This is a genomic window from Citricoccus sp. GCM10030269 (assembly GCF_042665635.1).
In the GTDB taxonomy this organism is placed as follows: domain Bacteria; phylum Actinomycetota; class Actinomycetes; order Actinomycetales; family Micrococcaceae; genus Citricoccus.
Genome location: NZ_JBHTCV010000002.1, coordinates 111,345 through 137,536, shown reverse-complemented (window position 1 = coordinate 137,536; position 26,192 = coordinate 111,345). Strand labels below are relative to the sequence as shown.

Here is a 26,192-nt window from a genome sequence, read left to right as displayed (position 1 = left end):
GACGGTCCGGTCCAGGTGCGGTCGGGAAGTGCGGTACTCACGTGGCGTCCTCCGTAGTCGCGGCCTCGAGGGCCTGGTCCAGGTCCCACAGGATATCGTCAACGTCCTCGATGCCCACAGACAACCGGATGAGGTCCTCCGGAATGCCGGCGGACACCAGCTGTTCGGCAGTGAGCTGCTGGTGCGTGGTGGAGGCCGGGTGCAGGACCAGTGTCTTGGCATCGCCGATGTTGGCCAGGTGGCTCGCCAACTGCAGGTTCGAGATGAACCGGGCGCCGACGTCGCGGTCTCCACTGATCCCGAAACTGAACACGGACCCGACGCCGAGCGGCAGCAGCTCTCGTCCGCGCTCGTGGTGGGGGTGGGAGGGGAGTCCGGCGAAGTTCACCCAGGACACGCGCTCGTCGGCCTCCAGCCATTCGGCGACCTTCTGCGCGTTGGCCAGATGAGCGTCCATTCGCTGGGCGAGGGTCTCGACGCCGATCATGAGCTGCTGGGCGGAGGCTGGGGCCAGGGCCGGACCGAAGTCGCGCAATTGCTCGGAACGGAGCTTGGTGAGGAAGCCGTACTCGCCGAAGTTTCCCCACCAGGAGACACCACCGTACGACGGGACGGGCTCGGTCATCGAAGGGAAATTGCCGTTGTCCCACGGGAACCGGCCTGACTCGACGACCACGCCGCCCAAGGTGGTGCCGTGCCCGCCCAGGAATTTCGTGGCCGAATGGATGATGATGTCCGCGCCGTGGTCGAAGGGCCGGATCAGGTAGGGCGGTGTCAGGGTGGAATCGACCACCAGCGGGAGGCCTGCGGCGTGGGCGACGTGGGCCAGACCGGGCAGGTCCACGATCTCCCCCGAGGGGTTGGCCACGATCTCGGTGTAGACGGCTTTGGTGTTGGGCTGGAGGGCGGCCTCGAAATCGGCAGCTTCCGTCGAATCCACGAAGGTCGTCTCGATGCCGAATCGGCGCAGGGAGACGTCGAGTTGGGTGATGGTGCCGCCGTACAGCCGGGACGAGGCCACGATGTGGTCTCCGGCTCCGGCCAGGGCAGCGAAGGTGACGAATTCCGCGGACATGCCCGACGCCGTCGCGACCGCCCCGATGCCGCCCTCCAGGGCCGCCATCCGCTCCTCGAAGGCGGCGACCGTGGGGTTGCCGATGCGGGAGTAGATGTTGCCGTACTTCTGCAGCGCGAACAGGTTCGCCGCATCCTGAGCGGACTCGAAGACGTACGAGGTGGTCTGATGGACCGGCACGGCCCGGGAGCCGTGCACGGCGTCGGGAACGGCACCGGCGTGCAGCGCCCGAGTGCGGAAGCCGAACTGATGTTCTGCCACGAAAATCCTTCCAGCGAGAAGCGGTGCCGGTCGCCGTGAGCGGGCCCGGCCGCGGTTGGCTTCATTGTTCACGACGTCGGCCGGGAAAGCGAAGCGTGTTGCTCCCGGCTACGCCCGGGCTGGACGTTGAGCCCGCCGGTCAGCTCGACGGCGAGTCCACCCGCGACCACCGATACCCTCGGAGCCATGTCCAAGGATCCTCTCCGCCTGCTGTTCCTGGCAGACACTCACGTCCCTCGCCGAGCCCGTGCGCTGCCCGCGCAGGTCTGGCAGGAAGTGCACCGGGCCGACGTCGTGTTTCATGCCGGTGACTGGCAGGTGCCGGAACTGCTGGACGAACTGGAGTCTCGTGCCCGTCGACTGGTGGGTGTCTGGGGCAACAACGACGGTTCAGAGCTGCGCGAGCGCCTCCCGGAGACGGCGCGCGTGGAGATCGGCGGTATCCGGTTCGCCATGACGCACGAGACCGGTCCGGCTCGTGGTCGCGAAAAGCGCATGGCCGCGGCCTTCTCCGACGCCGACGTGCTCGTCTTCGGTCACAGCCACATCCCCTGGGACACCGTGGCCGGTGACGAGACGGCGAACCCGGGACTGCGGTTGCTGAATCCTGGCTCGCCCACGGACCGGCGGCGCCAGCCCCAGTGCACCCTGATGACGGCCCAGACCGTGAACGGTCGGCTCATCGACGTCCGGCTCGTTCCCGTGGACCGCAGCCGCTGATGCCCGGAGACAGCTAGTCAGGGTTCGCGAGTTAGGTGTTCCGTGAGGTCAGCCGGTCGCGCAGGCGGTCCACCATGCCGACGCCGGCGCCCACCGTCTTGTGGAACAGCTCGGAATGCGGGGCGTTCGGATGCGGGCGGGTCGGCGCCAACTCCTTGGCCTTCTCCACCTTGGTGCCCAGCTCCCGCAGCTTCTCGGCGGGGATGTGGGCGCGGAGTTTGGGGAACTGCTCGTCCTCCTCGTCATGGACGTGGTGGTCCAGCATGTCCTGCATGCGCTTGACCAGGTCGAGGAAGGCGGCGTCGGCGGCATCCGCGCCTTCGAGTTCCTTCATGACGTCGACGAGCTCGTCATGCTCCTTCTTGTCATGCTCCACCTCCTCGGTTCCGTTCGGCACGTGCTCCTCGATGACGGGGTACACGTGCATCTCCTCGGCCACCGAGTGGCGCATGACCTCGGCGATGACCGTATCGGCCAGGTCCCGGCGTTCGGAGGGGTCCGCGGTGCGCTGGACCTGATCGAGCAGCTCGAGCATCTGACGGTGGTCGGTGGTCAGGACATCGACGACGTCCGAACCTGAGGTCTGGTGCTGGGTCTGTGTCATCGGTGGATCTCCTTTTCGGGGTTCTGTGCTGGGGTGCTGGGACTCAGGTTCCGCAGAACGTGCGGTATGCGCCGAAGTCCTCCGGTGGTGCTTCGGCGTAGCGCTCGCATCCGGGGCGTTCCCGGTACGGGTCGGTGACGGCTTCCAACAAACCCTCGAAAGGTGCCATGTCGCCTGCCGCAGCGGCGGTGAGGGCCTCCTCCACCAGATGATTGCGCGGGATGTAGACGGGGTTGGCCTGGTCCATCACCTCGGGGTCCGGACCGAGTTCCCGCCACCGCTGCTCCCAGTCCTCGAAGGCCGGAATGTCGGTGAACATGGCCCGCACCAGGTCGGAATCACCACGAGCCGAGGCCCCCAGTGCACGGAAGAACCCGGTGAAATCAACGCGGTCCTGTTGCAGCAGGGCCAGGAGGTCATCGATGAGTGGGCCGGCGTCGTCCTGGGCCGACTCGCTAGCGGACGCGCTGGTTGAGTCCGACGGCAGACCGAGCTTGCGGCGCATCCCCGCGGAGAAACTGGCCCGGAAATGGGGAAGAAAGCCGCTCAACGCTTCCTCGGCGAGGGCGACCGCCTGGTCCTGCTCATCGTGCAGCAGGGGCAGCAGCGTCTCGGCGAACCGAGTGAGGTTCCACTGCGCAACGGCGGGCTGGTTGCCATAGGAATACCGCCCGCCGGTGTCGATGGAGCTGAAGACGGTTCCGCGGTCGAAGGCATCCATGAAGGCACAGGGCCCGTAGTCGATCGTCTCGCCGGAGATCGTCATGTTGTCCGTGTTCATCACCCCGTGGACGAAGCCCACCAGCAACCACTGCGCCACCAGAGAGGCCTGCGCCGCCACGACGTCCTGAAGCAGGCTCAGGTACGGCTGCTCCGACTCTGCGGCGTCCGGGTGATGGCGATCGATCGCATGATCGGCCAGACGGCGGAGCACCTCCGGGTCGGGAAGGCTCCGGGCGTACTGGAAACTGCCCACGCGCAGATGACTCGACGCGACCCGGGCGAGGACCGCCCCCGGCAACGGACCGCCTTCACGCAGTACGGTCTTGCCGGTGCCCACCACGGCGAGGGCACGGGTGGTGGGAATGCCGAGGGCGTGCATGGCCTCGCTGACCACGTACTCCCGCAACATGGGCCCGACAGCGGCCAGCCCGTCGCCGGCACGAGCGAACGGAGTTCTGCCTGAGCCTTTGAGATGAAGATCCCGCAGCCGGCCGTCGGCGTCCGTGATTTCACCCAGCAGCAACGCGCGGCCGTCACCCAGACGGGGGACGTAGATGCCAAACTGATGCCCAGCATATCCCTGGGCCACGGGGGACGCCGGTGCCGGCACGTCATTGCCGGTCAGGAATCGCAATCCCTCCGTTCCGCGCAGCCAGTCCGGGTCCAGACCGAGGTGCGCGGCCAACGGCTCATTCAGGACCAACAGGCTCGGGTCCGCCACCTCCTCACCTCGCCAGTGGATCGCCAGCTCTGGCAGGGTTGCGGCGAAGTCATCCTGTAGGCGGGGAGTCATCACTCGGGGCCCTGACCGGCGTCGAACCGCGCGTGGTACGTGCGTTCTGCCTCGTCCAGGACGGATTCGTCGATCCGGGCCACCGGCTCCACGTTGGCCATCAGTGGCTCGCAATCAGGCCCCCGGCCGGTCGCTTCACCCCGCAGGACCCACGCGAACCGGTCCGGGTTCTTCTCATGGAGTTGCTTGTACTGGCACAGCTGTCGGGCCAACCAGTCTGTCCAGGGCCGGGTCCACCAGGGCTCCGGGCACAGCGGGTTGACGGATAGTCCCGGCAGTTCCAGGCCGCTCTCGGTGTCCATGCTGCCGCCCTCACGGTCGGAGTCGTACCCCTTTGAGTACCTGAGGTAGAGATCGCGATCCTCCCGGATCAGTTCCTCGAGTTCGGCGAGAGAGCCGACCAGAGGGATATCGGCGGGCATCGGGCTCCTCCTACTTCGGTTGTGACCGGCGTCCGAGTGGCACACGACGGCCGAGCGGGCGACGAACTCGCGCTGACGTGTTCCGGGGTCAGAAGGACCATGCTAGGAGCCCGAACGCCGACGCGGAAGGACCCGTCCTCTGCCCGTCGTCGGTCGATTTCCGCCGGAGAATCTGCGGCGTTCAACCCTTGGAGCGGCCCCGGGGCGTCATTATGGTGATCTTTGTCCACGAGTGGTTTCCGGTCGCCGTCGACGCCTGTTGACGGTCTCCACGGCCGGCCCCAAGGAAAAGGAGATCGCAGCATGTTCACCCATCAGCAGAAGCTCCAGTACAACGCCACCCCGGAAAAGCCCGACGCCGATTACGCCCGCAAACTCCAGGAGGTGATCGGAGGCCAGTACGGCGAGATCACGGTGGCGATGCAGTACAGCTTCCAGGCCTGGAACGCCCACATTCCGGGCAAGTATCGCGACCTGCTCTTCAGCACGGCCGCAGAAGAGTTCGGCCACGTGGAGATGCTCGCCACCATGGTGGCCCAGTTGCTGGAGAAGGCTCCGCTGGGCATCACGGAGAACGCCATCCAGGACGATCCGGCCGTCGCCGCGGTCATCGGTGGAACGGACATGCAGCATGCGATCGTGGCCGGGGCCGGAGCTCGCCCGGTGGACAGCATGGGCAATCCCTGGTCCGGCTCGTACGTCACGGCCAGTGGGAACCTGCTGGCCGACATGACCTCGAATCTCAACGCCGAGATGCAGGGACGCACGCAGGTCGCCCGCCTGTATCACATGACCGATGACCCGGGTATCCGCGACCTGTTGTCCTTCCTGCTGGCCCGGGACACGATGCACCAGAACCAGTGGGCGGCGGCGGTCCGTGAACTGCAGGAGGACGGCTTGGAGGAGATGCCGACGCCGAGCAACTTCCCGCAGTCCAAGGAGGCCACCGAATTCTCGTACACCGCGTTCAACTTCTCCGACGGTCAGGTGATGGACCGCGGTGGGTGGGCCTCGGGCGCGACGCCGGACGGCAAGGGCACCTTCACCTACCAGTCCGAGCCGATGGTCGGTGTGCCGATGCCCCCTCCCACTCATCCCGACTCCCGCTTCTACGGCACCACCGAGCTGCCCAACGCAGTGGAGAAGACGGCCGGTACGGTCCAGGACAAGCTGAACAAGGAGTAAGTTACCCAGCGGCCGTCGGGGCGGTCAGGCAGCGCCGTGCTGCCGGGCCGCCTCGACGGCGTCCTCGATGCCCGCCCTCCAGGGCTGACCGTGGCCGGTCAACACGGTGCCGGCCTGGGTGCCGGCCAGGGCGTCCAGGCTCTGCATCGCCGCCTGACTGTCCGCTGTGGCGGCCCGGGCGACGAGGCGCGGCCCGGTCTGGCCGGTGTAGGGATCCAGCGTCACCAGGGCGTCACCCGTGAGCACCACGTCTCGATCGGGCAGGTGGAGGGCGCAATGGCCGAAGGTGTGTCCCGGGCTCGGGATCACCCGTGGCCGCCCCGGGACGGGCACGATGGTCTCCGCGCTGAGTTCCTCGGTGGTCTCCACCCCTCTGACCGCCACCGCACCGGCCATCACCATGGAGCCCAGAATCGGCAGCGCCCGGGGATGCTGCAGCGGGTAGGCCGCGGCGGGACGCTCATGGGCGTACCGGTACGGATGGGCGGCCAGAGTGCGTTCGTCGGGATGGGCGTACACCGGCAATCCCTGCCGCTGGACCAGACGCCGTGCCACTCCCACATGGTCAAAGTGTGCGTGGGTCAGTACCAGGGCCTTCAGGTCGTCGGGGCGGCGGCCCACGGCGCGGATGGCCCGGCCCAACTCATTCCACACGCCCGGCAGGCCGGCATCGACGAGGGTGAGGCCGTCGTCGTCCTCGATCAGGTAGCAGTTCACGTGGGCGTGCTCGATCTGATGCACTCCCGGGACAACATTCTGGGTCAGCATGGCTTCTCCCTGAGGTCCGGCTTTCGAGATGGTATCCGGATTGCTATTGTCCTCACAGGCGCAGCACCCTGTCCACGGTGCCGGCCCGAGCTTTTCCTTGCAGGGGACCATACGTCAGGGAACGACCCGTGGCGTTTTCCTGAGGAGGAGACTCGACGTGCGTCTACCCTTGCACCGCGGACCCGTGACGTATTCCCTGTGGGCTGATCTGCTGTCGTACCCGGCGGACAATCCGCTCACGACGACGGCGCGTGCCGTCCGGCGGGCTCTGTCGACTTCGGACGACATCCTGTACGACGAGGACCTGCAACTGGCCCTGTTCTGTCTCTACGAACTCCACTACGGCGGCATCAACGGTGTGGACGACCGGTGGGAGTGGGAACCGAGCCTGCTGGAGATCCGCCGCGAGATGGAGACGGCCTTCGAGGCCCGGCTGCGCCGTGGTGTGACTGAGCAGTACGGCTCGTGGGAGCAGATGCCCCGCTCGGCCCAAGAGGTGGCCGACCGCCTGTTCGAGATGGCCGGCAGCGGTTCCGGGCCGTCGGTGTCGGACTTCGTCGGCCGGACGGCGGACCTGGAACAGGCGCGAGAGTTCCTCGTCCACAAGTCGGTGTACCAGCTCAAGGAGGCGGACCCGCATACCTGGGCCATCCCACGACTGACCGGACGTCCCAAATCCGCCCTGGTGGAGATCCAGGCCGACGAGTACGGCGGCGGCCGGCCGGGCCGGATGCACGCCGAACTGTTCGCCGGCACGATGGCTGGGCTCGGACTGGATCCGCGCTTTGGCGCCTATGTGGACTGGGCGCCGGCGCTGTCCCTGGCCTCAGTGAATCTCATGTCCCTGTTCGGTCTGCACCGCCGACTGCGCGGGGCGATCGCCGGACATCTCGCCCTGTACGAGATGACCTCGTCGTTGCCCAATGCCTCGTACGCTCGGGGGTTCCGCCGCCTGGGCTTCGCCTCCCCGGTGACCGACTACTTCGATGAGCACGTCGAGGCGGACGCCGTGCACGAACAGATCGCGGGGCGGGACCTGGCCGGTGCGCTGGTCGAACAGGAATCCCTCTTGGCCGATGACGTCTTCTTCGGCGCGGCGAGTGCCTGCCTGCTGGACGATCTGCTGGGTCGGTGGCAGCTGGAGTCCTGGCAGTCCGGGCGCAGCTCGTTGTTGAGGCCGGTGCCCGTCGCAGCCTCACTGCCCGATCCGGGCACCGTCCTGGAGACCGAGCCGGAGACCGAGCCGGAGGCGCTGCTGGCATGACGCCCACGGCACCGCCTCTGGACGTCGACTACATCCTGCCGTTGCGTTGGGACGCGGACACGTCACGGGCCCAGCGTGACGAGATGACGGAGTATCTGTACCGGGTGCGGCACTGGGCCGACGTCGTGGTGGTGGATGGGTCCGAGGCCGAGGTGTTCGCTGAGCACCACCGCCTGTGGTCGCCGCTGGTGCGCCACCTGGCCCCGGAGGGGCCCAGCACCCCCAACGGGAAGGTCGGTGGCGTGCTGACCGGCATCCGGGTCACCGGCCGCGGTCGTCTGGTCATCGCCGACGACGACGTCCGCTATGGGCTCGAGGAGCTCACCGAGGTGGTGGCACGGTTGGACCGAGCCGGGCTCTGTGCTCCACAGAACCATTTCGGCCCGCTGACCTGGCACGCCCGTTGGGACACCGCGCGGACGCTGATCAACCGAGCCTTCACCGCGGACTATCCCGGCACGCTGGCTGTGCGTCGGGACTTGATCGCCGACGGCTACCGGGCGGATGTGCTGTTCGAGAACCTGGAACTGGTGCGCACCGTGATGGCCCGTGGAGGTCAGGTGGATTGGGCGCGCGGGGTGTATGTCCGTCGTCTGCCGCCGACCGCGCGGCACTTCTGGGGCCAGCGTGTGCGTCAGGCCTACGACTCTCATGCTCAGCCCGCCCGCTTGGCAGCAGAACTGCTGCTGTTGCCCGCCTGGGTGCTGCAGGCTCGCTGCCCGGCCGGCTATCTCGTGTGGCTGGCGGCCGCGGTGGCCGTGGCCGAGCGCGGACGGCGAGTGGACGGCGGTGGTGCGGTGTACGAGCGATCGGCCGCATGGTGGGCGCCGATCTGGTTGGCCGAACGGGCGGTCACGGCGTGGATCGCCGTCGCGTGGCGGCTCGGCGGTGGAGTTCCCTATGCGGGTGGTCGTCTCCGGCACGCCGCCAGCTCGCTCAACTCTCTTCGGAGGAGTCGCCATGGATGAGATGACGGAGAAAGTCCCCCCGGCCGACGTTTTGTGGGCAGAAGTGGTGGGTGTGGCGGTGGACGAGGCCTCGGAAGCGGACCCACCACAGGACGCACGTCAGGACGGCGAGGTCGTTCAGATCACCGTCTGCCCGGCAGGTCCTTTGCTGGTCAGGGGACCGGTGGAGATCCTCGACGGAGACGGGGAGCCCGTGGAACAGCGCCGCCGGACCGTGGCGCTGTGCCGGTGCGGATCCTCCGGCATCAAACCCTTCTGCGACGGCACGCATAAGCGCATCGGCTTCGAGAAGTCGAAGCGTGGGCGGTCCTCGTCCTAGGTGCTCTTCCCACCGAGGGCGCCGTCACGAGGCCACGAGCGTCAGAGCCACCGGAAAGGCGATCATCAGCACCACGAACACCCCAACGGCGAGACGACCGTTCCGGTGGCCGACGTTGACGGTCAAACCAGTGCCGAGGCCTTCTCTTTTGGGGACCAGGACGCGCGGTTCGTCCGGATTGTTGTAGATACCGCCGGGCAGCCACAGCTTCTCCTCCGCGGCTTCCTCCGGACTTGGATGCAGCCCGGCCTCTGATGCCCATCGCTGGGACCAGCGTTGCCATCGACGAAAGGGCAGCACGATCGCGAACCCGAGCCCGAGCATGTACAGCGTCAGCGGCACCGTCATGGAGATCTCGCCCGGCGCGGTCCAGGTCTGGACACTGAGCGCTCCCACGAAGATGGCCGTCAGCAGGGAGACCCAGCCCAGCACCGACACCGTGGCTCGACGACGGCCCTCCTGTTGGACACGGCCCCACGCGGAGGAATCCTTCGGGGGCAGGAGCATTGCCGGAACGAGGAGAGCGAGCAGTCCCATCAGCGCGGTGGTGCCGGCCGCGCTGAGCGGTCCGATGAAGACCGTGCCGAACGACTTCTCCTCCCACGCGTCAGGCTCGCCGCTCGGCCCCCAGTGCGTGGGGAAGACCTCGGGGAGGTGGCTGAAGGCCTGGCTGCCCCAGGCGAACAGGCCGGCCAGCACGACGGCGGCCAGCAGGAATGGCGTCCAGGCTGCGGCCCGGCCCCGGCGGAGTTCGGTCAGGGAGCCGTCGTCATCCGTCACCCGACCATTCTAGAAGTCAGCTCATTCGGCCGGCCAACCGGCCCAGGACTGTTCGGTGAGGGTGTCCCAGAAGGTGGTGTCCGCCGTCTCGACCGATCCGTCGGCGATGGCGCGGGCCGTGGCTTCCAGGGTCGTGACCGTCTGCTTGATCAGGTAGCCGTTGGACTTCTGGCCCAGTACCGAGCCCGGGTTCTCGTGGTCGGCCATGCCCCGCATCTCGAACAGCAGCGTGGAGATGCCGTACTCCACGGCGATCCCGTTGCGGCCGATGTTCTCTCCGGTGCCGCCCACGTATTTGCCCAGGTGGCCCCATCCGGTTGGCTCGATGGCTCCGTAGACGATCGATCCGAGCCGTTGCGAACCGTCCAGGACGGCCGCGTCCACGTTCGGTGTGGTCGGGTACAGAATCGAACCGGACACCAGTTCGCCGTCGGCCCGGGACCGCGAACCTTGGTGATGCAGGTCGATCATGTAGTCGATGTCATAGGCCTGGAGCACGTTTTCGTGTAGTGCTCGGGTCTCCGGCTCGATCTTCGTGATGTGATCCCGGTTCAGGTCCACCTCGTTGGCGTTGTAGCGGGTCAGGTGGCGGTCGCCGGAGGCGATGTAGTCCTCGAGAGAGAAGTCGACATCGCCCATGGCGCCGTCCGCATTGAGCATCGGCAGGACCAGAATGTTGACGCCGTCCAGCACGCCCTTCATCTTCCCGCTGCCCAGCGACTTGATGAAGGTCAGAGCGCCCTCGGTGGTCAGCTGTTCGTTGCCGTGCTGCTGCGTGAGATACAGGATGGTCGGATTCTCCGGATCGGAGATGTACTTCGCCAGATGGATGTCTCGGCCTTTGACCGTCTGCCCGATCACCTCCAGCTCCATGGCCGACTGCTTGGCGTCCTGCTTCTGCAGTTCAGCCGCCAACTCGTCATAGGTGCTGAGAATGGAGGTGTTGATCGTCTCGTTGCCGCCGTAGTTCGGACCGTCGCCGACGGCGAAGGCCGGCTGAGCTGCGAGGCCGGACCCTAGCGTCAGGCCGGCGGCCAGAGCCACGGCGGTGATCCGGCGGGCAGTCGAGGCATGGGGTGCAGAGTGCGATGGGCGAGTCATGGTTCCCTCTCAGAGTGACGTAGATCACTTCAGTCAACCGACACCGGGAAGACTCGTCAAGGCTTCCGTGGCTGGTTCAGAGGCGCTCGCCGGCCACCAGTCTCTTGGCCCAGATCTTCTGAGACGCTGTGCAGTCGCCGCCATAGCCGGCGCTGTACTTGATCGTGGAGTCGCCGTAGCGCAGGCCACCCATTGAATCGGCCATGCAGTCCGCCATGTGCTCCAGTCCGCTCTCATAGGAATAGCCAGCGCGGAAAGAGTTCTTCTTGCTCGTGGCCGGGTTCGGGTACAACCGGTCCATGGCCTGGCGCGTGGCCGGGCCGTCCCAGCCGTAATTCCGAAACTGGATCAAGTGGGCGCATTCGTGCATCTGGATGAAGCGAGCGGCCGGATGGTCTGGATCGACCTGTTGAGTCGTTCCTTCGAAGACCGTGGTGGACAGATGCATGTACTCGTAGAGCGAGCTGCGAACCATGGCGCCGTTGCGGGTGTTGTACTCGAAGCCGGCCTTGTTCTGAATGCCGGGGGCAGCGGTCAGGTCGTAATCGGTGCCACACCAGGCGCGGATGTTGCGTTTGGCTTCAGCGGCCCACTGGGCATTGGTCAGTGGGCCGTTCGTGCCCACGGGAGCATTGGTCTTCTGCCCGGTGGCCCGCGCGTACTCGTACAGGAACGACGCGGCCTCCGCGCGAGAAATGCTTCGGCTCGGCTTGAAGCTGCCGTCCTGATAGCCGGAGGTGATGCCGGCCGCCTTGAGCCAGCTGACGGCGTCGGCAAAGCCGGAGGAGGAATTCATATCAGTGAAGAAACGACCGGAGGCCTGGTGCGTGGAGCCGGACATCTTGTACAGCATCTGTGCCAAGTGCGCCCGGGTCAGTGAGCTGTTCTTCTTGAAGGTTCCATCGGCGAAGCCGCTCACGATGCGCTCGGCAGAGGCCCAGGAGATCGGTCGGAAGAACGAGGTTCCGGGCTTGACGTCGGCGAAGACGGCGCTGGAGGGAGCCTGGTAGCCGGCCGGCTTCTCCATGCCGAACAAGAACGCCGACATCTCGGCACGCGTGACGTCGGTGTTCTTGCCGAAGGAGTGGTCGGCTCGCCCGGCCGTCATGCCGGCGCACTGCATCCAGCGCACGGCGCGGTAGTAGGCCGAGTCGGTGCGATTGTCCGTGAAGTTCAGCCGAGGGCACCCGGAGAGGTCGGTGACGGCGTTTCCGGAGTCGCCGGCGATCGTGCCGCCGTCGGAGAAGTTGCGGATCGCGCCGTCCGTGTCTGTCGCGGAGACGCCCGTGTCCGAGGTCGAATCCGAGACGCTGGACTCGGTCGCGCCGGTAGGGGCGGGTGCGAGTGGTGCGGCCTGGGCGGCGCCGCCGCTGAACAGCATCCCGAGGGTGACACTCAGAATGCCCGTGGTGGCGGCTATGGACGAGAACAGACCCGAGCGTCGCCCGGGCGCAGTGCTGACGGTCATGAAGAATCCCCTCAAGATGCGGTGCGAGATGAGTGGCCCGTATGGCCCCGTGTGCCGCGGTGTGGCCCCGGGCAGAACACTTTGAACCTATCTGATGCGAACGAGCGAGAACACCGGTTGGCCCGAATCGCCCCCAGATGGAGTGCAAGGTTTCATGTAACGTACATCACTGCAAAAGTGCAGTTGCGCATAATGTGCAGTTGTGCAAAAATAGAGCCATGCCCCCAGCAGAATCCACCTCTCTTCGCGAGCGCAAAAAGACCGAGACCTGGCATGCCATTCACGATGCCGCGGCGGACCTGGCCTTGGACGGGGACATGAGCTGTGTCACCGTCGAGGCCATCGCCAGTGAGGCCGGGATCTCGCAACGGACGTTCTTCAACTACTTCTCCACCAAGGAGGACGCGATCCTCGGGGTCCGGGCCCCCACCGTTCCCGAACTGCCGGAGGACTTTCTCGACGGCGATGGCCTGATCCATCGCACCACGGAGCTGTTGTTGTCCGTGGGCCGCAGCACCTATGCAGAAGGTGATGCGGAGCGCCGGGGACGTCTGTTCGACAAGTTCCCGCACCTCTTGCTGCGCCGCCGGGAAATGATGCTTCAGGGCGAAGACCTGGTGTACCAGGCCATCGCAGAGGCCATGGCCCAGCATCCCGAGTGGGCCCACGGTCTCAACAGCCACAGCGTGGAGGAGACGGCCCGCATGCTCACCATGGCCGCCGGTGTGCCCCTGCGCTACCTCGTCGGAACTCGGGGAACGACCGGCGAATACCTCGACCGGCACACCGTGGACGACGCGCTCGACCTTTACCAAGATCTCTACAGGAAGCTTTCATGAACGACACCACACGCGAGCCCCGCGAGGGGCCTGCAGCACCTTCTTCAGGTACCGTCCCCGCCGGCACCCTCGTACCGCTGTTCATCGGCCTCATGCTGGCGATGCTGCTCTTCTCGCTGAACCAGACCGTGTTCAGCACCGCGCTGCCCACCGTCGTCGGCGAACTCAACGGCGTCAGCCAGATGGTGTGGGTCATCACGGCCTTCATCTTAGCCGCGACCATCGCCATGCCGATCTACGGCAAGCTGGGAGACCAGATCGGCCGGCGGCCGCTGCTGATCTTCGCCATCATCGTCTTCATGGCGGGCTCCGTGGTCGGTGCCCTGGCCGGAAACATGACCGTGCTCATCGTCGCCCGTGTGATCCAGGGCCTGGGCGGTGGTGGTCTGATGATCCTGTCCCAGGCCTCGATCGCCGATGTGGTCCCGGCCCGGGAACGCGGCCGCTACATGGGCATCATGGGCGGCGTTTTCGCCCTCTCCTCCGTGGCCGGCCCGCTGCTCGGCGGCTGGTTCACGGAAGGTCCCGGTTGGCGCTGGGCCTTCTGGATCTCCATTCCCCTGGGACTCCTCGCGCTGTTCGCGGCCATCTTCTATCTGAAGCTCCCGCGTAAGAATGTCGGTCGTCCCACGCTGGACTGGGGCGGCATGGTGATGATCTCGGTCGCCACCACGGCCCTGGTGCTCGTCACTACGTGGGGTGGGGGCGACTACGCCTGGACCGACCCCGTGATTCTGGGGCTCATCGCCCTGTTCTTGATCGCCGCCGTCGTGTTCGTGCTCGTGGAGCGCCGCAGCGCGGAGCCGATCATTCCGATGAGCCTGTTCCGGGAGAAGAACTTCAACCTCGCCACTATCGCGGGACTGTTCATCGGCGTGTCCATGTTCGGTGCTCTGGGCTACATGCCCACCTACCTTCAGATGGCCTTCGGTGTGGACGCCACTGGTTCGGGTCTGCTGATGATCCCGATGATGGGCATGATGCTCCTCACCTCGATCACGACAGGTCAGCTGGTGTCCAAGCGCGGCAACTACAAGTGGTACCCCGTTGCGGGCAGCATCATTATCGCCATCGCCATGGTGATGCTCTCCACCCTGGACCCAGAGCACCCGGTGTGGTTCGCCTGCCTGGACATGGCTGTGCTGGGTGTCGGGCTCGGACTGTCGATGCAGATTCTCGTGTTGATGGTCCAGAACACCTTCCACATCAGCATGGTGGGCACCGCCACCGCGTCGAACAACTACTTCCGTCAGATCGGCGCCACGTTGGGCTCCTCCCTGGTCGGCAGCCTGTTCACCTCTCGCCTGGCTCCGCTGTTTACTGAGCGCATGCCGGCCGCGGCGGCGGGCCAGATGGGCAGCTCCGAGTCGCTGACGCCGGCCAGCGTGGGGCAACTGCCCCCGGCCATCCACGACACCGTGGTGACGGCCTACAGCGATGCGCTGACACCGATCTACCTGTGGATCGCGCCATTGGGCGTCATCGCCGCGGTACTGCTGACGTTCATCACGGAGAAGCCGTTGGCCACCCGGATCGAGCGGGGCATCGACTCGGATCCGCTCGCCACCGGTAGCAACTCCATCGTGTCCCCTCGGGCGCCCGAGGTCGTCCAGGCCTCGGCCGAGGACGACGCGCGGGCCGAGGCCGAGCGCGACCGTCCCGGTCAGGAGGCGGCCGAGCACCAGACGGACGAGCACCAGACCGAGGATCGCGAGGCGGTCAGTCGCCGCAGCTGAGGCGAAGCGAAAGGGCCGCCGGCGTCACGTTGACGCCGGCGGCCCTTTCGCATGTGCCGTCCTTCACGGGAGATCTTGTCGGCCCGTGAGGGACTGTGCGGATCAGTCGAGCATGAACAGGTCCATGGGCTTCGGCTCGGCGTCCGGGTCGTTGGTGTCCAGCACATAGCTGGTCACGGCGCCGGAATCGGAGTCCAGCGAGGTGAACACGCTCTGGTCATTGGAGGCCACGTACGGAGCCTCGACGCTGTCATCCACCACTGACATGAACGGGCGCTCGGTCGGAACGATCGGCTCCAGGCCACCGGGGTTGCCCTGGGCCACGTAGTTGCTGTCGTCCCACGGCTCGCCCGGAAGCTCCCGGGACTCACCGGAAAGTTCGTGGTAGGCGCCGTAGGTGTTGCCCACGTTCGAGGTCTCCAGGTAGTTCACACCGTGGTCCGACTCGAAACGGTTCCACAGGTGGGAGTGGCCGTTGAAGACGAGGTCCACGTTGGTGCCCTCGGCGTCGATCAGCGGGGTGAGGTCGGTGAGGAGCTTGTTGTCCTTGGCCTCGTACTCGTAGCGAATGCCGGTGACGTTGCCCTCCTCGTCCTTCTCCTCGATCTTCTTGGGGTCGGAGAAGTGCGGCATGATGTTGTCGCCGAGGCCCTGCGGCCCCTCGTGCATCATGATGACCACGTGGTCAGCCTCGTTGGCCGCGTCCGACGCCAGTTCCTTCTTGAGCCACGTGTACTGGTCCGAATCCACGGCCAGGCTTTCGAAGATGAACTCCCCGTGGCCCTGTTCCAGCGGCTTGTCCAGCGTGTCAGCCGATTCCTGGTAGCGGGAGGCCGCCAGTCGTGCGGCCGGATCGGCATCCGCGGTGGCGGAGCGCCAGATCCGGGTGGAGAACAAAGAGATCAGGCGGATGTTGCCCACGTTCGTGGCGTAGTAGCGCTCTCCGCCGGATTCGGACTCCGGCAGCGTGAACATCTCCTCGTAGGTGGTGGTGGAGAAGGAGTTGTCCTCGATCCACTGAGCCTTAATCTGAGGATCGTTATCCGGGTTGACCTCGGAGGCGACCTTCTCGTACTCGGCCTCAGCCACCTCGCGCGGCACGGGTGAGTTGAAGGACTCGCTCAACGACGTCTGACCGTCGACCCGGCCCTGGACCTCGTGGTTGCCGATGGCCGGGTAGATCGGGGCGTACTGCAGGATCTCGCCGCCGTCGTAGGTCTGGCCGTTGGGTGCCTCGAAGCCGGCGTTGCCCTGCAAACCGCGGAAGAACGCCAACCCGTTCTCCGAGTCGAACCACTCCGAGGCGCGGTCCGGGACATTGACGAGATCGCCGGCCATGAAGACGGCGTCGATGTCACCCATGACGTTCTCGGCCGCCTGCAGGTTGGCCGGGGCGTTCGTCTTGGCCTGGTGGTCCGAGGTGAGCAGGACGTTGATGTCCTCGTCGGCCGTCGGGGCATCCTCAAGAGCGAAGGTGTCGGAGAGAACCGGCTCGCCGTCCAGGACGGAGACCACGCGGTAGGGCACCTCGCCGGCGTCCTCGATGCCGGTCACGGTGGCCTCGTGACGGAACACATCGCGGGAGACGATGCCGTCCTCTTCGGCCGGAGCATCCGACAACGCCGACTGCGCGTCCTCGGCGGTGCGGGACATCTGAGTGGTCTCGGCCCGAGTCACGGTGAACTGCACGTTGTCAGCCTGGGACTGGAACACGCCGTCGGTGGAGGCCGCGGCCTTCTTGACGGAGGTGCTGATCTGCTCGGGGCTCAGGTCGTAGACGTCACCGGTCAGAACCCAGTGCTGATCGCCCTCGAGCTCGGTGAACCAGACGACGTTGGTCTGGCCCTGCTCAGGAGCCTGCAGGAACGGGTCGGTCAGCAGGACCGGCTCGCCCTCGGGCATCTCCGGCTCGGGTTCCGTCGGCTCGGGGTCAGTGGGTTCCGGGTCGGTCGGCTCGGGATCGGTGGGTTCGGGATCGGTGGGTTTCGGGTCCGGCGTGTCGTCGCTCTTCTGCTCGGTGTACTTCAGCAGCATCTGAGCCATCTCGGCGCGAGTGATGGCCCGGGACTGGCTGAAGTTGCCCTCGGTGTCGCCGACCGAGATGTCGTTCTCCGCGAGCCACGAGATGGCGGTGAAGTTTGCTCCGCCCGGATTCAGGTCCTCGAAGGGAGCGTCCTCGGGAGAGGTGAACTCCGGGTCTTCCAGCCCGAAAAGGAATGCGGCGAACTGTCCACGGGTCACCGGCTTGGAGACGCCGAAGTTGCCGTCGTCCTGTCCGACCGTGATGCCCTCGGCCTCGGCCCACGTGATCGGTGTGAAGTAGGCGCCACCGGCGTTGACGTCACCGAAGGGGCTGTCCTGAGGAGCGTCGAACTCGGGCTTCACCATGCGGTGCAGGAACGCTGCGGTCTCCCCGCGAGTGATGTCGCGAGTCTTGCGGAAGGTGTTGTCCGAGGCGTAGCCGGCCGAGATACCGGCGCAGGACGCCCAGCGAACTGCCTGGTAGAAGGCCGAGCCGGCCTGATTGTCCGCGAAGTCGGGAAGCTCACAATCCTCGATGTCCGAGGCGGAGACAGCCAGCGTGGTGGAGGTCTTGTCAGGAGCCTGCCCGGCTCGGTCTCCCTGAAGGCTGGCAATGGCCGGCGCGGCCACGATTCCGATCGTCAGAAGTCCGGCCAGTGCGGCCGCTGGAAGCTTGCGCTGCATATTGGGCTCCGATTCATTCCCCTGCGGCCCGCTGGGGTCACGGGCCGTTGCGAGTGATGTGGTGTGGGATTCCCCACGGTGACTCGTCCAGTTGATCGGTGCGTGTCAACCAACAGGAGAGCGTTCGGTGAACACCACGCTAAGAACGGAGGACATTGCCGCTGATGCGCCGCATGTACTGGTATTTCGACAGGCACGGGACTAGGTTTAACGACTGTCGATAATAATGATGCTCGTTAAGCGTCACGGTCCGTCGGCGATAGGCGTGACGAGTTCGCTGTGAAACCACGAAGGGTGGTCTAGTGGGGTTACCGTGGTGGGCCGTCGCCTCCCTTGTGCTGGTGGTGGCAGTTGGTGGAGTGGTTGTCGCCAACCTTCGCCGTGAGGGCATGCGGGACACGGACGTCCGCAGCCTGCGAGTGGCGCGGGTGACCAGGGGTGTCGCCGTGGTTTGGGCTGTTGTCAGCCTCTCGGGTGCGCTCGTTGATGCTCTCGGAAAGCTCTACGCCAGCACCGTGAACGTGCACCTGCCAGTTGAGACATTCTGGCCAGAGCTGCCGGCCGCGGCACAGGTGAGTGGAGCGACCGCCCACGTGGTGACGGGAGGATTCTCCCAGGCGACGGTTGATGTGACCGGCCTGGAAATGCCCACGCGGATCTGGCTCGCATCGGGTGACGTGTTACAAGGTGCAACGAATGTCGCCATCGGCGTGGTGGTGGCAATGCTGTGCACCAGCCTCCTTCGGCGGAACCCCTTTCACCTGGCGCTGATCCGAGGCCTCAACGTGACGGCAATGGCGGTCATGGTCGGAGGCATCGGCTGGCAGGTGTGTGACGCGGTTGCGGGTGGCCTGGCGTCAGCGAAAGTGCTCGGCATCGATGGGGGGATAATCCAGACCGACCAGGTGAACTGGGACGACATCAACCATGTCATCGGCCTCCCGAAACCAGGGTATGACTGGAGCGTAGATTTCTGGCCCATCTGGGCCGGTCTTGCGCTGCTGGCCGTCTCGGCAGCGTTTCGGTATGGACAACGGTTGCAGAGGGACACGGTTGGTCTGATCTGATGTCGCCTGATTCAGATACCGATGAAACGGGGATCCACTGTCGGCTCGATGAACTGCTGGACCAGCGAGGAATGACTCTCACCCGGCTGAGCGAAAAGGTCGGTATCAGCATCGTCAATCTCTCCGTGCTGAAGAACGATCGCGCCAGAGCGATTCGTTATTCCACGCTTCGCGCTATTTGCCAGGCACTGGATTGCGAGGTGGGCGACCTGTTGGTGGTGCGGCCGAGCGACGCGCAGCGCTGACTACCGGGCCGTCCAGCCATGGTCCATGGGGGTCACCATGACGCTCCGCCCAGTGAAGTGGCCGGGGGTTCACCGAGGCTCAGGAAGGCCGGCCACGGGTGAGCGCCGCATAGTCACGCGATATCGCCGCGGCGGCGTTCTTCAGGACCGTCACATGCGGCCCGACGGGAGCTGAGTCGTTGGGCACGATGACGGACAGTGCGCCGAGCACATCGTCTTGATGACCGCGCAGGGGAACCGCAATGCCGCGCACCGCGGTGTGGACGTATCCGTCATTGGCCACATAACCGTTGCGACGGATGTCGGCAAGGTGACGGCGGATGAGGGACGGATCGGTCACGGTTTTGGGGGTGTACGGCTCCAGGCCGGCCGCCAGGATCGCCTCTTGTTCGTACTCCGGCAGCCACGCCACCTGGACGAGGCCCGATGAGGAGACCAGTGCCGGCAGTCGTTGACCGATCACGGAATAATTCACCACGGCGTCCGGTGCCGAGAGTCGCTCGATGAACAGGACGTCGTGGCCCGCGAGGATGCCGATCTGGGCGTGCTGGCGGACCACATGGTGTACCTGATGCAGATGGGGCCACGCTGCTGCCCGCAGTCCGGCCGCCCCCGGGGACCGGGCCGACCATTCCCACAGCCTGGCTCCGAGCCGGTACGTCCGATCCGGGGCTCGTTCCACCAGGCCCAGCGAGGTGAGCTCACCCAGCAAGCGGTGTGTGCTGGAGACCGGGCTGCCGGTTCTCTCGGAGATCTGCGTGGCCGTCAGATAGACCGAGACCGAGTCGAAGGCGTCGAGAATCTCCACGGCACGGCTGAGAGACGAACGGCCCGCCGACGTCCTGGCCACAGTTTCCCTTTCAGAGAGATCAGAGAAATCCGCTGTCTCGGCCAGTGTGGCACGAGGCGAAACCACTGGGGAGGACGACGACGTCTACTGGAGGACGTCCACCACCAGGCCGTCGAGCCCGGCGTCGGCATCCGAGATGATGCCGGCCTCCTGGGTCGCTTCAGCCCCGCGTCGCATAGCGCGCTCAGGGAAGCCCCAGCCGAACTTGGTGAGGATCATCGACTCGGCCGTCTCCGGGTCGATCTCCGTGAAATTCGAGAGTTCGGTACGGAACTCATCGGGGTGTTCGGTCGCGTACTCCTGGGATTTCTTGACGACCTCGGTGAAGTCCTTGATGTACTGCGGTTCCTCGGCCCATTTCTGCTCCGAGGTCAGGTACGTTGCCGCGACGAACTCAGGATCCACGTCGATGTAGGGGTCGGCGATCAGGCGGTTGCCCGCCTCTTTGGCATTGCCCAGGAACGGCTCGGAGGTGGAGATGGCGTCCACCTGCCCGTTCTCCAGAGCTGCCTGCATGTCCGGCAGGGGCAACTCCAGGAAGTCGACCTGGTCCGGATCGCCACCGGCCTTCTTGACGGACTGACGCACGGCGGCCTCATGAAGCCCTTTGACCGCGTTGACGGCGACGGACTTGTTCTCCAGGTCGCCGGCGTCTTCGATCTCCGAGTCCTCGGCCACCAGGACCCCACCATGATCGGCGCCGGGTTCACCCGTGGTCCGGCCCCCCTCGGCGATGGCAATCACCGGAAGCCCCTTCTCCCGCGCCTGGAACGCGTTGACGCTTCCGGTGTAGACCACGTCGTACTGGTCCTGCAGCAGAGCTGGGATGGAGATCGAACTGCCGGTGGTGAATTGGATGTCGACGGTCATCCCCTTCTCGGCGAAGAAGCCCTTCTCCTCGCCCAGGTAGATGGCGGCCACGTCCACCACGGGCACCGCGGCAACGCGGACGGTTCGCAACTCCTCGTTGCTGCCGCCGTCGCCGGCCGCGGCCGCGTCGGCTTGCGACTCGCTCGAGGAGGGCACCGCTCCGGACGGTGATCCGCTTCCGCAGCCGGTCAACAGCAGCATCGTCGCCGCCAGGGTCGCCAGTGCGCCGTGGAGTCTCTTCATGGGGTACCTGCCTCGGGGGTTCAGGGTGCATCAGGACGGAGATGACGGTCGGGTCGGGGCTGGAGCGATCCATCATGTGCACCCGGGTTGCAATTGCAACGAGTGTTCCACGTCACATACAATCCGGCAAGTACCCGGTCGGGGCGGATCAGTCGAGGGACAGGGCCGCAGGGTCGTTCATCAACGGGATGTTCTCGTACATCCTGCGCAGGAAGGACTGCAATTGCTCGCGCTCGTCCTCGGTGAATCCGTGGACCATCAGTTCGGCGCGCTGCAGAGCGATCGGCAGCACGGCGTCGTGGACCTCCGCTCCCTTCCGGGTCAAATACAGGCGACGGCGTGAGCCCTCGAGTTCCCAGCAGATCAGGTCCTTGTCCTCCAGGCGCTGGAGGCGGCGACTGACCACCGACTTGTCCAGGGCGACTTGTTGGGAGATGTCCACCGCCTGACAACCGGGGCGGTTGGACAATGTCGACAGGATCGCGAAGTCGGGAGAGGTGACGCCGAAATGCTCGTTATAGATGCGGGAACCGCCCCAGACATGCGCATTGTCGACCAGCGAGAGGTAGGCCGGCGTGAACGTCTCTCGGTCGATCGTGTGTTTGAGTCGAGTGCGAATCGGTGCGGAGGGCGACATGAAGACATCAAACCACCCACGCGCGGCACGGCATATCCAGGACTGAGCAGGACTGAGCAGGACTGATGAGGACTGAGCAGGACAGCAAGACACCGCAGGACTAAGGAGCAGGATGAAGAAACTGATCAACGACCCGCACGACGTCGTCGCCGAGTCCCTCACCGGACTGGTCCGGCTCAATCCGCAGTTGAGGCTGCTTGAGGGCTCCCACACCGTGGTGGATGCCTCCGCTGCGGGACGCGGAGCGGTTGCGGTCCTCTCCGGTGGTGGAGCCGGGCACGAACCAGCTCACGCCGGATTCGTCGGCCCGGGCATGCTGGCCGGTGCGGTCTCCGGAGAGGTCTTCACCTCGCCCTCCGTGGATGACGTGCTGGTGGGCATCCGCGCTGTGGACTCGGGGGCCGGGGTCCTGTTGGTGGTCAAGAACTACACTGGCGATCGGCTCAACTTCGGTTTGGCGGCGGAACTGGCCCGGGCGGATGGCATCGATGTCCGGATGGTCGTCGTGTCCGATGACGTAGCCCTGGCCGGGACCGCCGAACACGCCGGCGATCGCGGCATCGCGGGCACGGTGTTGGTACACAAGGTCGCGGGTGCGGCGGCAGCAGCCGGCCGGGACCTGACGGAGGTGGCCCGGGCGGCCGAGAACGCGGCCAACGCTCTGAGGACCATGGGCGTGGCCTTGGGCCCCTGCACGGTCCCGGCCGCCGGGACGCCCAGCTTCCACTTGGACGAGGACGAGGTGGAGTGGGGACTCGGCATCCACGGCGAACAGGGTGTGGAGCGTTCGCCGGCGGTCACAGCCGCAGCGACGGTCGACCGCCTGCTGTCCTCATGCCTGGCCGCGGGCGAGCTGCCCTCCGGCCAGCCGGTGGCCCTGTTGGTGAACAATCTCGGCGGCAGTTCCGCCATGGAGATCACCCTGGTCGCCGACGCGGCACTGAGCTGGTTGCGGGCCCACGGTGTGTCGGTGGTGCGAGCGTGGTCCGGCGCGTTCCTCACCGCCATGGAGATGGAGGGTGTCTCGTTGTCGGTCCTGGCCGTCGACGACGACCTGGTGACCCTGCTGGACGCCCCCGTGCAGACCAGTGCCTGGCCCGCCCTGAGTGGACGCGTCAACGATGATCCCTACCTGCCGGCACCCGCGGCCGAGAGTTTGGCCCTCGAGGGGGCCGGCCTGGCCGGAGCATCGCGATCGGCGCTGGAACGGGTGCTGACGGCGCTGCAGGAGGCAGAGCCCGAATTGACGGCCATGGATCAGCAGGTCGGCGACGGCGACCTCGGCCACAGTCTCGACCGCGGGGCGCGGGCGGTGCTGGCTGAGGCGGACAGGCTTCCGGCTCGAGCCGATCTGCTCTTGAGGCGACTGTCGGCCATCGTGCGCAAGAGCATCGGGGGCACCTCGGGGCCGCTCTATGCGGTCCTGCTGCTGAAGGCCTCGGAAGAGCTGGCCGACGTCGGGAATCCGACGGTGACCGACTGGGCACGCGCCCTGGTGGCGGGCCAGCGTGGGATCCAGGAACTCGGCGGGGCCGAACCGGGGGACCGCACCATGCTGGATGCACTGGCTCCGGCGGCGGAGGCACTGGGCATTGCGGTCGACGCGCCGCTGTCCGAGGCCCTGCGCCGGGCTGCAGGTGCGGCGCGCTCAGGGGCGGAGGCCACGGCAGCCATGGCCCCTCGGCGGGGCCGGTCCAGTTATGCGGGGGAGCGCGTGAAGGGCCATCTCGACCCGGGCGCCTGGGCCGTGTACCGCTGGATGGACGCCCTGGCTCAGGCGATGACTTCCGAGGCCACCGAGACTAGTGAGACCAACGACGGCGTCACGTCATCCGCACGCGCATCGGGATCGACTCGTAACCCCGCAGCCAGTGATTGATCTTGCGCACCGGCTCGCCCGTGACCTCGAAGGATTCCACGTGCGTGGCGAAAGCCGTCAGGAGGCTCTCGGCTTCCATTCGAGCCATCATCTGGCCCACGCAGGCGTGGATGCCGTAGCCGAAGCCGGCATGGCCCCGCACGTCGCGGGTGATGTCGAACGCCGTTGGGTTCTCCCAGCGCCGCGGATCGCGGTTGGCGGCTCCGAGACAGTTGATGATCTTCTGCTCCGGCTCCATCACGACTCCGCCGAGCTCGGTGCGGGTGCCCACCGTGCGCCCGATGTACGGGCTCGGCGAGTGGTACCGGAGGGTCTCCTCGAAGACGGTCCGCGCCAGGGACGGATCCGAGCTGAGGGCCGTCCAAGCCTGCGGGGTCCGGGCCAAGGCCATCAACGCGTTGCCGATGCCGAGGATCGTGGTGTCGAGTCCGGCGGAGAGGAAGGTGCGGACGAGCAGGCCGGCTGACTCCTCCGTGATCGTCCCGGCATCCGCGGCGGCGAAGATCTTGCCGGCCAGTTTGGATTCATCCAGGTTCTCCCGCCGGATCTGCCACTCGACATACTCCTGCGCCTCGGCGGCCCTGGCCACGGCCTCCTCGTACAGGGCGTCCTTGGGGCCCATGGCCTGGAAGTTGAGATTGGCGTAGGCCAGCAGATGCTGCCGCCCCTCCGGCGCCAGGCCGAGGGCATCCGGAAGGACGCTGAGGGGGTAGGCCTCGGCGAGATCCCCGACGGCGTCGATGTCGCCTCTGCTGCAGACCTCCTGGACCAGTGTGTCGGCCGCGGCCTGGAAATGGTCCTTGAGCTGTTTGACGACCTTGAGCGAGAGCACGGAGTTCATGATCTTCCGCGCGACCGTGTGCTGGGGGCGGTCCTGTTCGAGGATGGCGCTGGGCTTGCGCCAGTTGGACTGCAGTGCGGTGTTGGTCAGTCCGGTGCCGTGGGAGGAGATGAAGGTCTCATGGTCCTCGAACACGGCCTGCACCACGTCGGCACGGCCGGTGGCCCAGACGCCGTGCGGCTCCAGCCACACGATCGGGGCAGTTTCACGGATGGCCTCCTCCACCGGGTATGGATCGGCCAGAGAGGCTGCGGAGAACGGGTCGACGTTGAGAGTGGGGATGTCGGCGGTGGTGGTGGTCACGGGGTTCGCTCCTTCACGGGAGGGGGCACGACAGGAGTTGCAATTGCAACTGATTGTGTCACGGGTCACTCTTCGGGGCAACGGTGGCGGGGTCCGCGCCGTGCGACAGCATCAGGCGCCGCTCATCGATCCGACCGATGTGTGCCGGAAGCCGTTCTTCGACGAAGGCGACCAGTTCGGTGATCCGGCGGGGAGGCCGCCGTCGTTCCGCGGGCCGCAGCCAGGCTACGTGGACGCGGGATCGATCGGCGCTGACGGCCAGCGGCACCTCCACGACGGGCTGGCCGTCCACCGTCCATGGCGAGGCGTCGGGCTGAACCAGTGTCGCCACGCCCAGCCCGCGGCCCACCAGAGCTCGAGTGAGCACGATCGAGGAGGTCACCGCCTTGATGCGCGGATCGTCTTCGGTGATGCCGAACAGATCCAGAGTGCTGGCCTTGCTCGGGGCGTCGCCCAGGAGGATCAGCGGCTCCTCGGCGAGGTCCTCCACCGTCACGGTCTTCTGCTGTGCCCATCGATGATGCGCCGGCAGCAGGGCACGGGGCTGGGTCTCCAGTACCGCACGGTGGGCGATGACCCCGGGCATTTCGTGCGGGTAGGTGAATCCGACGTCGATGGCACCGGAAGTGAGTCCGGCCGTCAGTTCCGCGTGGCGCACCTCCACGAAATCGAGCTCGATGAGAGGGTGCGCCTCGGCGAAGTCGCCCAGAATCAGCGGCAGGATGTACGGCGCCAGGGTCTGATAGACGCCGATGGTCAGCGGTCCTCGAAGTTGACCATCGCGTTCCTGGAGGATCCGTGCGGCCTCATGCGCGGTGCGCAGCACGATGGCCGCCTCCCGGTGCAGTTGCCGCCCGGCAGCCGTCGGCCACGCCCCCTGGGCCTTCCGGCGGACGAGGATGCGCTGACCGACGTGGCGCTCGAGTTCATCGATGGCGGAGGACACCGAGGACTGCACCGTGGTCAGCTCCCGGGCCGCGGCTGAGAGCGAACCCGTGCGGACCACGGCGTCGAAAATCTCGAGTTGGCGCAAAGTGAAGGGCAGGGACATGGGCGCCGTCGTCACGCTTTATCGACTGAATCGATCATCATCACCTAATCCTCCCTCTTGCGCCGATGTGATGTCCAGCACACGCTGGAAGGCAGCACTCATCCGTTCGCTTGTCACGAGCGCCACCACGTCCCCAGGAGATCCATGCCGACGATTACGTACCACCAGCCCGACGGCACCAGCCAGCAGGTCCAGCTCGAACACCCAGAGCGCATTATGCAGGCCGCCTTGAAGAACGGGGTCAACGGGATCGTGGGCGAATGCGGAGGGCAGGCCATGTGCGCGACCTGCCACGTCTACGTCCGGGAGGAGTTTCTGGAGGCCATGCCGGAGATCTCCGAGGACGAGGAGGAGATGCTCGAGGTCACCGCCTCGGAACGCGATGAGCGGCGGAGTCGGTTGGGATGCCAGATCGAGGTGGGAGCGGCCGAGCTGGAGAGTATCGAGGTCGACGTTCCGCCGGAGCAGGTCTGA

At 66.2% G+C, this 26,192-nt stretch carries 25 protein-coding genes; 11 read left to right on the top strand and 14 right to left on the bottom strand.

All coding sequences use genetic code 11. The annotated features are described in order from the left end of the window. Positions 1 to 37: 37 nt before the first annotated feature. On the bottom strand, positions 38 to 1,336 hold the full coding sequence (locus tag ACFQQD_RS03675; protein ID WP_378086351.1) for an O-acetylhomoserine aminocarboxypropyltransferase/cysteine synthase family protein: 1,299 nt from the start codon (positions 1,334 to 1,336) through the stop codon (positions 38 to 40). Positions 1,337 to 1,522: 186 nt separating this feature from the next. Here ACFQQD_RS03675 and ACFQQD_RS03670 point away from each other — a divergent pair, with 186 nt between their 5' ends. After that, positions 1,523 to 2,056 (top strand): metallophosphoesterase family protein, encoded by a 534-nt coding sequence (locus tag ACFQQD_RS03670; protein ID WP_378086349.1) that lies wholly within the window; start codon positions 1,523 to 1,525, stop codon positions 2,054 to 2,056. A gap of 31 nt (positions 2,057 to 2,087) precedes the next feature. On the opposite strand, the gene ACFQQD_RS03665 is transcribed toward ACFQQD_RS03670, so the two are convergent. The 3 genes from ACFQQD_RS03665 to ACFQQD_RS03655 are packed head-to-tail and all read right to left on the bottom strand — an operon-like array spanning position 2,088 to position 4,598. Next, a complete protein-coding gene (locus ACFQQD_RS03665) occupies positions 2,088 to 2,660 on the bottom strand; it encodes a hemerythrin domain-containing protein (RefSeq protein WP_378086347.1) in 573 nt (190 codons plus the stop codon). Between the two features lie 43 nt (positions 2,661 to 2,703). Beyond that, positions 2,704 to 4,176: a YdiU family protein gene (locus tag ACFQQD_RS03660; protein ID WP_378086345.1), complete on the bottom strand. Its 1,473-nt coding sequence runs from the start codon at positions 4,174 to 4,176 to the stop codon at positions 2,704 to 2,706. Continuing rightward, complete coding sequence (locus ACFQQD_RS03655) at positions 4,176 to 4,598, bottom strand: DUF6098 family protein (protein ID WP_378086343.1); 423 nt, start codon at positions 4,596 to 4,598, stop codon at positions 4,176 to 4,178. The genes ACFQQD_RS03660 and ACFQQD_RS03655 overlap by 1 nt, the downstream gene beginning before the upstream one ends. A gap of 303 nt (positions 4,599 to 4,901) precedes the next feature. Between ACFQQD_RS03655 and ACFQQD_RS03650 the strand changes: the two genes are divergently transcribed. Beyond that, positions 4,902 to 5,783, top strand: a complete 882-nt coding sequence (locus ACFQQD_RS03650) for a manganese catalase family protein (RefSeq protein ID WP_378086341.1) — start codon at positions 4,902 to 4,904, stop codon at positions 5,781 to 5,783. A 24-nt stretch (positions 5,784 to 5,807) separates the two neighbouring features. On the opposite strand, the gene ACFQQD_RS03645 is transcribed toward ACFQQD_RS03650, so the two are convergent. Then, positions 5,808 to 6,551 (bottom strand): MBL fold metallo-hydrolase, encoded by a 744-nt coding sequence (locus ACFQQD_RS03645; protein WP_378086339.1) that lies wholly within the window; start codon positions 6,549 to 6,551, stop codon positions 5,808 to 5,810. 184 nt (positions 6,552 to 6,735) lie between these two features. Here ACFQQD_RS03645 and ACFQQD_RS03640 point away from each other — a divergent pair, with 184 nt between their 5' ends. From ACFQQD_RS03640 to ACFQQD_RS03630, 3 genes are read left to right on the top strand one after another with little or no spacing between them, the layout of a single operon-like run. After that, positions 6,736 to 7,815: an iron-containing redox enzyme family protein gene (locus ACFQQD_RS03640; RefSeq protein ID WP_378086337.1), complete on the top strand. Its 1,080-nt coding sequence runs from the start codon at positions 6,736 to 6,738 to the stop codon at positions 7,813 to 7,815. Then, positions 7,812 to 8,783 carry a glycosyltransferase gene (locus tag ACFQQD_RS03635; RefSeq protein ID WP_378086335.1) on the top strand — a complete coding sequence of 324 codons (972 nt, stop codon included), beginning with the start codon at positions 7,812 to 7,814 and terminating at the stop codon, positions 8,781 to 8,783. The genes ACFQQD_RS03640 and ACFQQD_RS03635 overlap by 4 nt, the downstream gene beginning before the upstream one ends. Further along, the gene (locus tag ACFQQD_RS03630) at positions 8,776 to 9,102 is read left to right on the top strand and encodes a CDGSH iron-sulfur domain-containing protein (RefSeq protein WP_378086333.1); all 327 of its coding nucleotides are present in this window, start codon (positions 8,776 to 8,778) and stop codon (positions 9,100 to 9,102) included. The genes ACFQQD_RS03635 and ACFQQD_RS03630 overlap by 8 nt, the downstream gene beginning before the upstream one ends. A gap of 24 nt (positions 9,103 to 9,126) precedes the next feature. On the opposite strand, the gene ACFQQD_RS03625 is transcribed toward ACFQQD_RS03630, so the two are convergent. The 3 genes from ACFQQD_RS03625 to ACFQQD_RS03615 all read right to left on the bottom strand — a co-directional run bounded on the left by ACFQQD_RS03625 (position 9,127) and on the right by ACFQQD_RS03615 (position 12,451). Continuing rightward, positions 9,127 to 9,882 carry a DUF1648 domain-containing protein gene (locus ACFQQD_RS03625; protein WP_378086331.1) on the bottom strand — a complete coding sequence of 252 codons (756 nt, stop codon included), beginning with the start codon at positions 9,880 to 9,882 and terminating at the stop codon, positions 9,127 to 9,129. Positions 9,883 to 9,903: 21 nt separating this feature from the next. Then, positions 9,904 to 10,983: a M14 family zinc carboxypeptidase gene (locus ACFQQD_RS03620; protein WP_378086329.1), complete on the bottom strand. Its 1,080-nt coding sequence runs from the start codon at positions 10,981 to 10,983 to the stop codon at positions 9,904 to 9,906. Positions 10,984 to 11,059: 76 nt separating this feature from the next. Beyond that, positions 11,060 to 12,451, bottom strand: coding sequence for an S-layer homology domain-containing protein (locus tag ACFQQD_RS03615; RefSeq protein WP_378086327.1), 1,392 nt, complete (start codon positions 12,449 to 12,451; stop codon positions 11,060 to 11,062). Positions 12,452 to 12,669: 218 nt separating this feature from the next. Here ACFQQD_RS03615 and ACFQQD_RS03610 point away from each other — a divergent pair, with 218 nt between their 5' ends. Continuing rightward, on the top strand, positions 12,670 to 13,290 hold the full coding sequence (locus tag ACFQQD_RS03610) for a helix-turn-helix domain-containing protein (RefSeq protein ID WP_378086325.1): 621 nt from the start codon (positions 12,670 to 12,672) through the stop codon (positions 13,288 to 13,290). After that, positions 13,287 to 15,026 (top strand): MDR family MFS transporter, encoded by a 1,740-nt coding sequence (locus tag ACFQQD_RS03605; RefSeq protein ID WP_378086323.1) that lies wholly within the window; start codon positions 13,287 to 13,289, stop codon positions 15,024 to 15,026. The genes ACFQQD_RS03610 and ACFQQD_RS03605 overlap by 4 nt, the downstream gene beginning before the upstream one ends. Before the next feature lie 102 nt (positions 15,027 to 15,128). Here the strand turns inward: ACFQQD_RS03605 and ACFQQD_RS03600 are convergent, their stop codons facing one another. Further along, positions 15,129 to 17,732, bottom strand: coding sequence for an S-layer homology domain-containing protein (locus ACFQQD_RS03600; protein ID WP_378086321.1), 2,604 nt, complete (start codon positions 17,730 to 17,732; stop codon positions 15,129 to 15,131). A 359-nt stretch (positions 17,733 to 18,091) separates the two neighbouring features. On the opposite strand from ACFQQD_RS03600, the gene ACFQQD_RS03595 reads away from it, so the two are divergent. Both ACFQQD_RS03595 and ACFQQD_RS03590 read left to right on the top strand, forming a co-directional pair. Next, entirely contained in the window at positions 18,092 to 18,799 is a 708-nt protein-coding gene (locus ACFQQD_RS03595; RefSeq protein ID WP_378086319.1) for a hypothetical protein, read from the top strand. After that, positions 18,799 to 19,044: a helix-turn-helix domain-containing protein gene (locus ACFQQD_RS03590; protein ID WP_378086317.1), complete on the top strand. Its 246-nt coding sequence runs from the start codon at positions 18,799 to 18,801 to the stop codon at positions 19,042 to 19,044. Before ACFQQD_RS03595 ends, ACFQQD_RS03590 begins: the two co-directional genes overlap by 1 nt. Positions 19,045 to 19,123: 79 nt before the next feature. On the opposite strand, the gene ACFQQD_RS03585 is transcribed toward ACFQQD_RS03590, so the two are convergent. The 3 genes from ACFQQD_RS03585 to ACFQQD_RS03575 form a co-directional block, all read right to left on the bottom strand. Then, positions 19,124 to 19,894, bottom strand: coding sequence for an IclR family transcriptional regulator (locus ACFQQD_RS03585; protein ID WP_378086315.1), 771 nt, complete (start codon positions 19,892 to 19,894; stop codon positions 19,124 to 19,126). A gap of 84 nt (positions 19,895 to 19,978) precedes the next feature. After that, on the bottom strand, positions 19,979 to 21,007 hold the full coding sequence (locus ACFQQD_RS03580) for an ABC transporter substrate-binding protein (RefSeq protein ID WP_378086313.1): 1,029 nt from the start codon (positions 21,005 to 21,007) through the stop codon (positions 19,979 to 19,981). 148 nt (positions 21,008 to 21,155) lie between these two features. Continuing rightward, positions 21,156 to 21,644, bottom strand: a complete 489-nt coding sequence (locus tag ACFQQD_RS03575; RefSeq protein ID WP_378086311.1) for a MarR family winged helix-turn-helix transcriptional regulator — start codon at positions 21,642 to 21,644, stop codon at positions 21,156 to 21,158. A 112-nt stretch (positions 21,645 to 21,756) separates the two neighbouring features. Here ACFQQD_RS03575 and ACFQQD_RS03570 point away from each other — a divergent pair, with 112 nt between their 5' ends. Next, positions 21,757 to 23,523, top strand: coding sequence for a dihydroxyacetone kinase family protein (locus tag ACFQQD_RS03570; RefSeq protein WP_378086309.1), 1,767 nt, complete (start codon positions 21,757 to 21,759; stop codon positions 23,521 to 23,523). Here the strand turns inward: ACFQQD_RS03570 and ACFQQD_RS03565 are convergent. Continuing rightward, positions 23,468 to 24,667: a cytochrome P450 gene (locus ACFQQD_RS03565; RefSeq protein WP_378086307.1), complete on the bottom strand. Its 1,200-nt coding sequence runs from the start codon at positions 24,665 to 24,667 to the stop codon at positions 23,468 to 23,470. The genes ACFQQD_RS03570 and ACFQQD_RS03565 overlap by 56 nt on opposite strands. A 58-nt stretch (positions 24,668 to 24,725) precedes the next feature. Continuing rightward, positions 24,726 to 25,733: a LysR substrate-binding domain-containing protein gene (locus ACFQQD_RS03560; RefSeq protein WP_378086305.1), complete on the bottom strand. Its 1,008-nt coding sequence runs from the start codon at positions 25,731 to 25,733 to the stop codon at positions 24,726 to 24,728. A gap of 129 nt (positions 25,734 to 25,862) precedes the next feature. Between ACFQQD_RS03560 and ACFQQD_RS03555 the strand changes: the two genes are divergently transcribed. Then, positions 25,863 to 26,192, top strand: coding sequence for a 2Fe-2S iron-sulfur cluster-binding protein (locus ACFQQD_RS03555; RefSeq protein WP_378086303.1), 330 nt, complete (start codon positions 25,863 to 25,865; stop codon positions 26,190 to 26,192).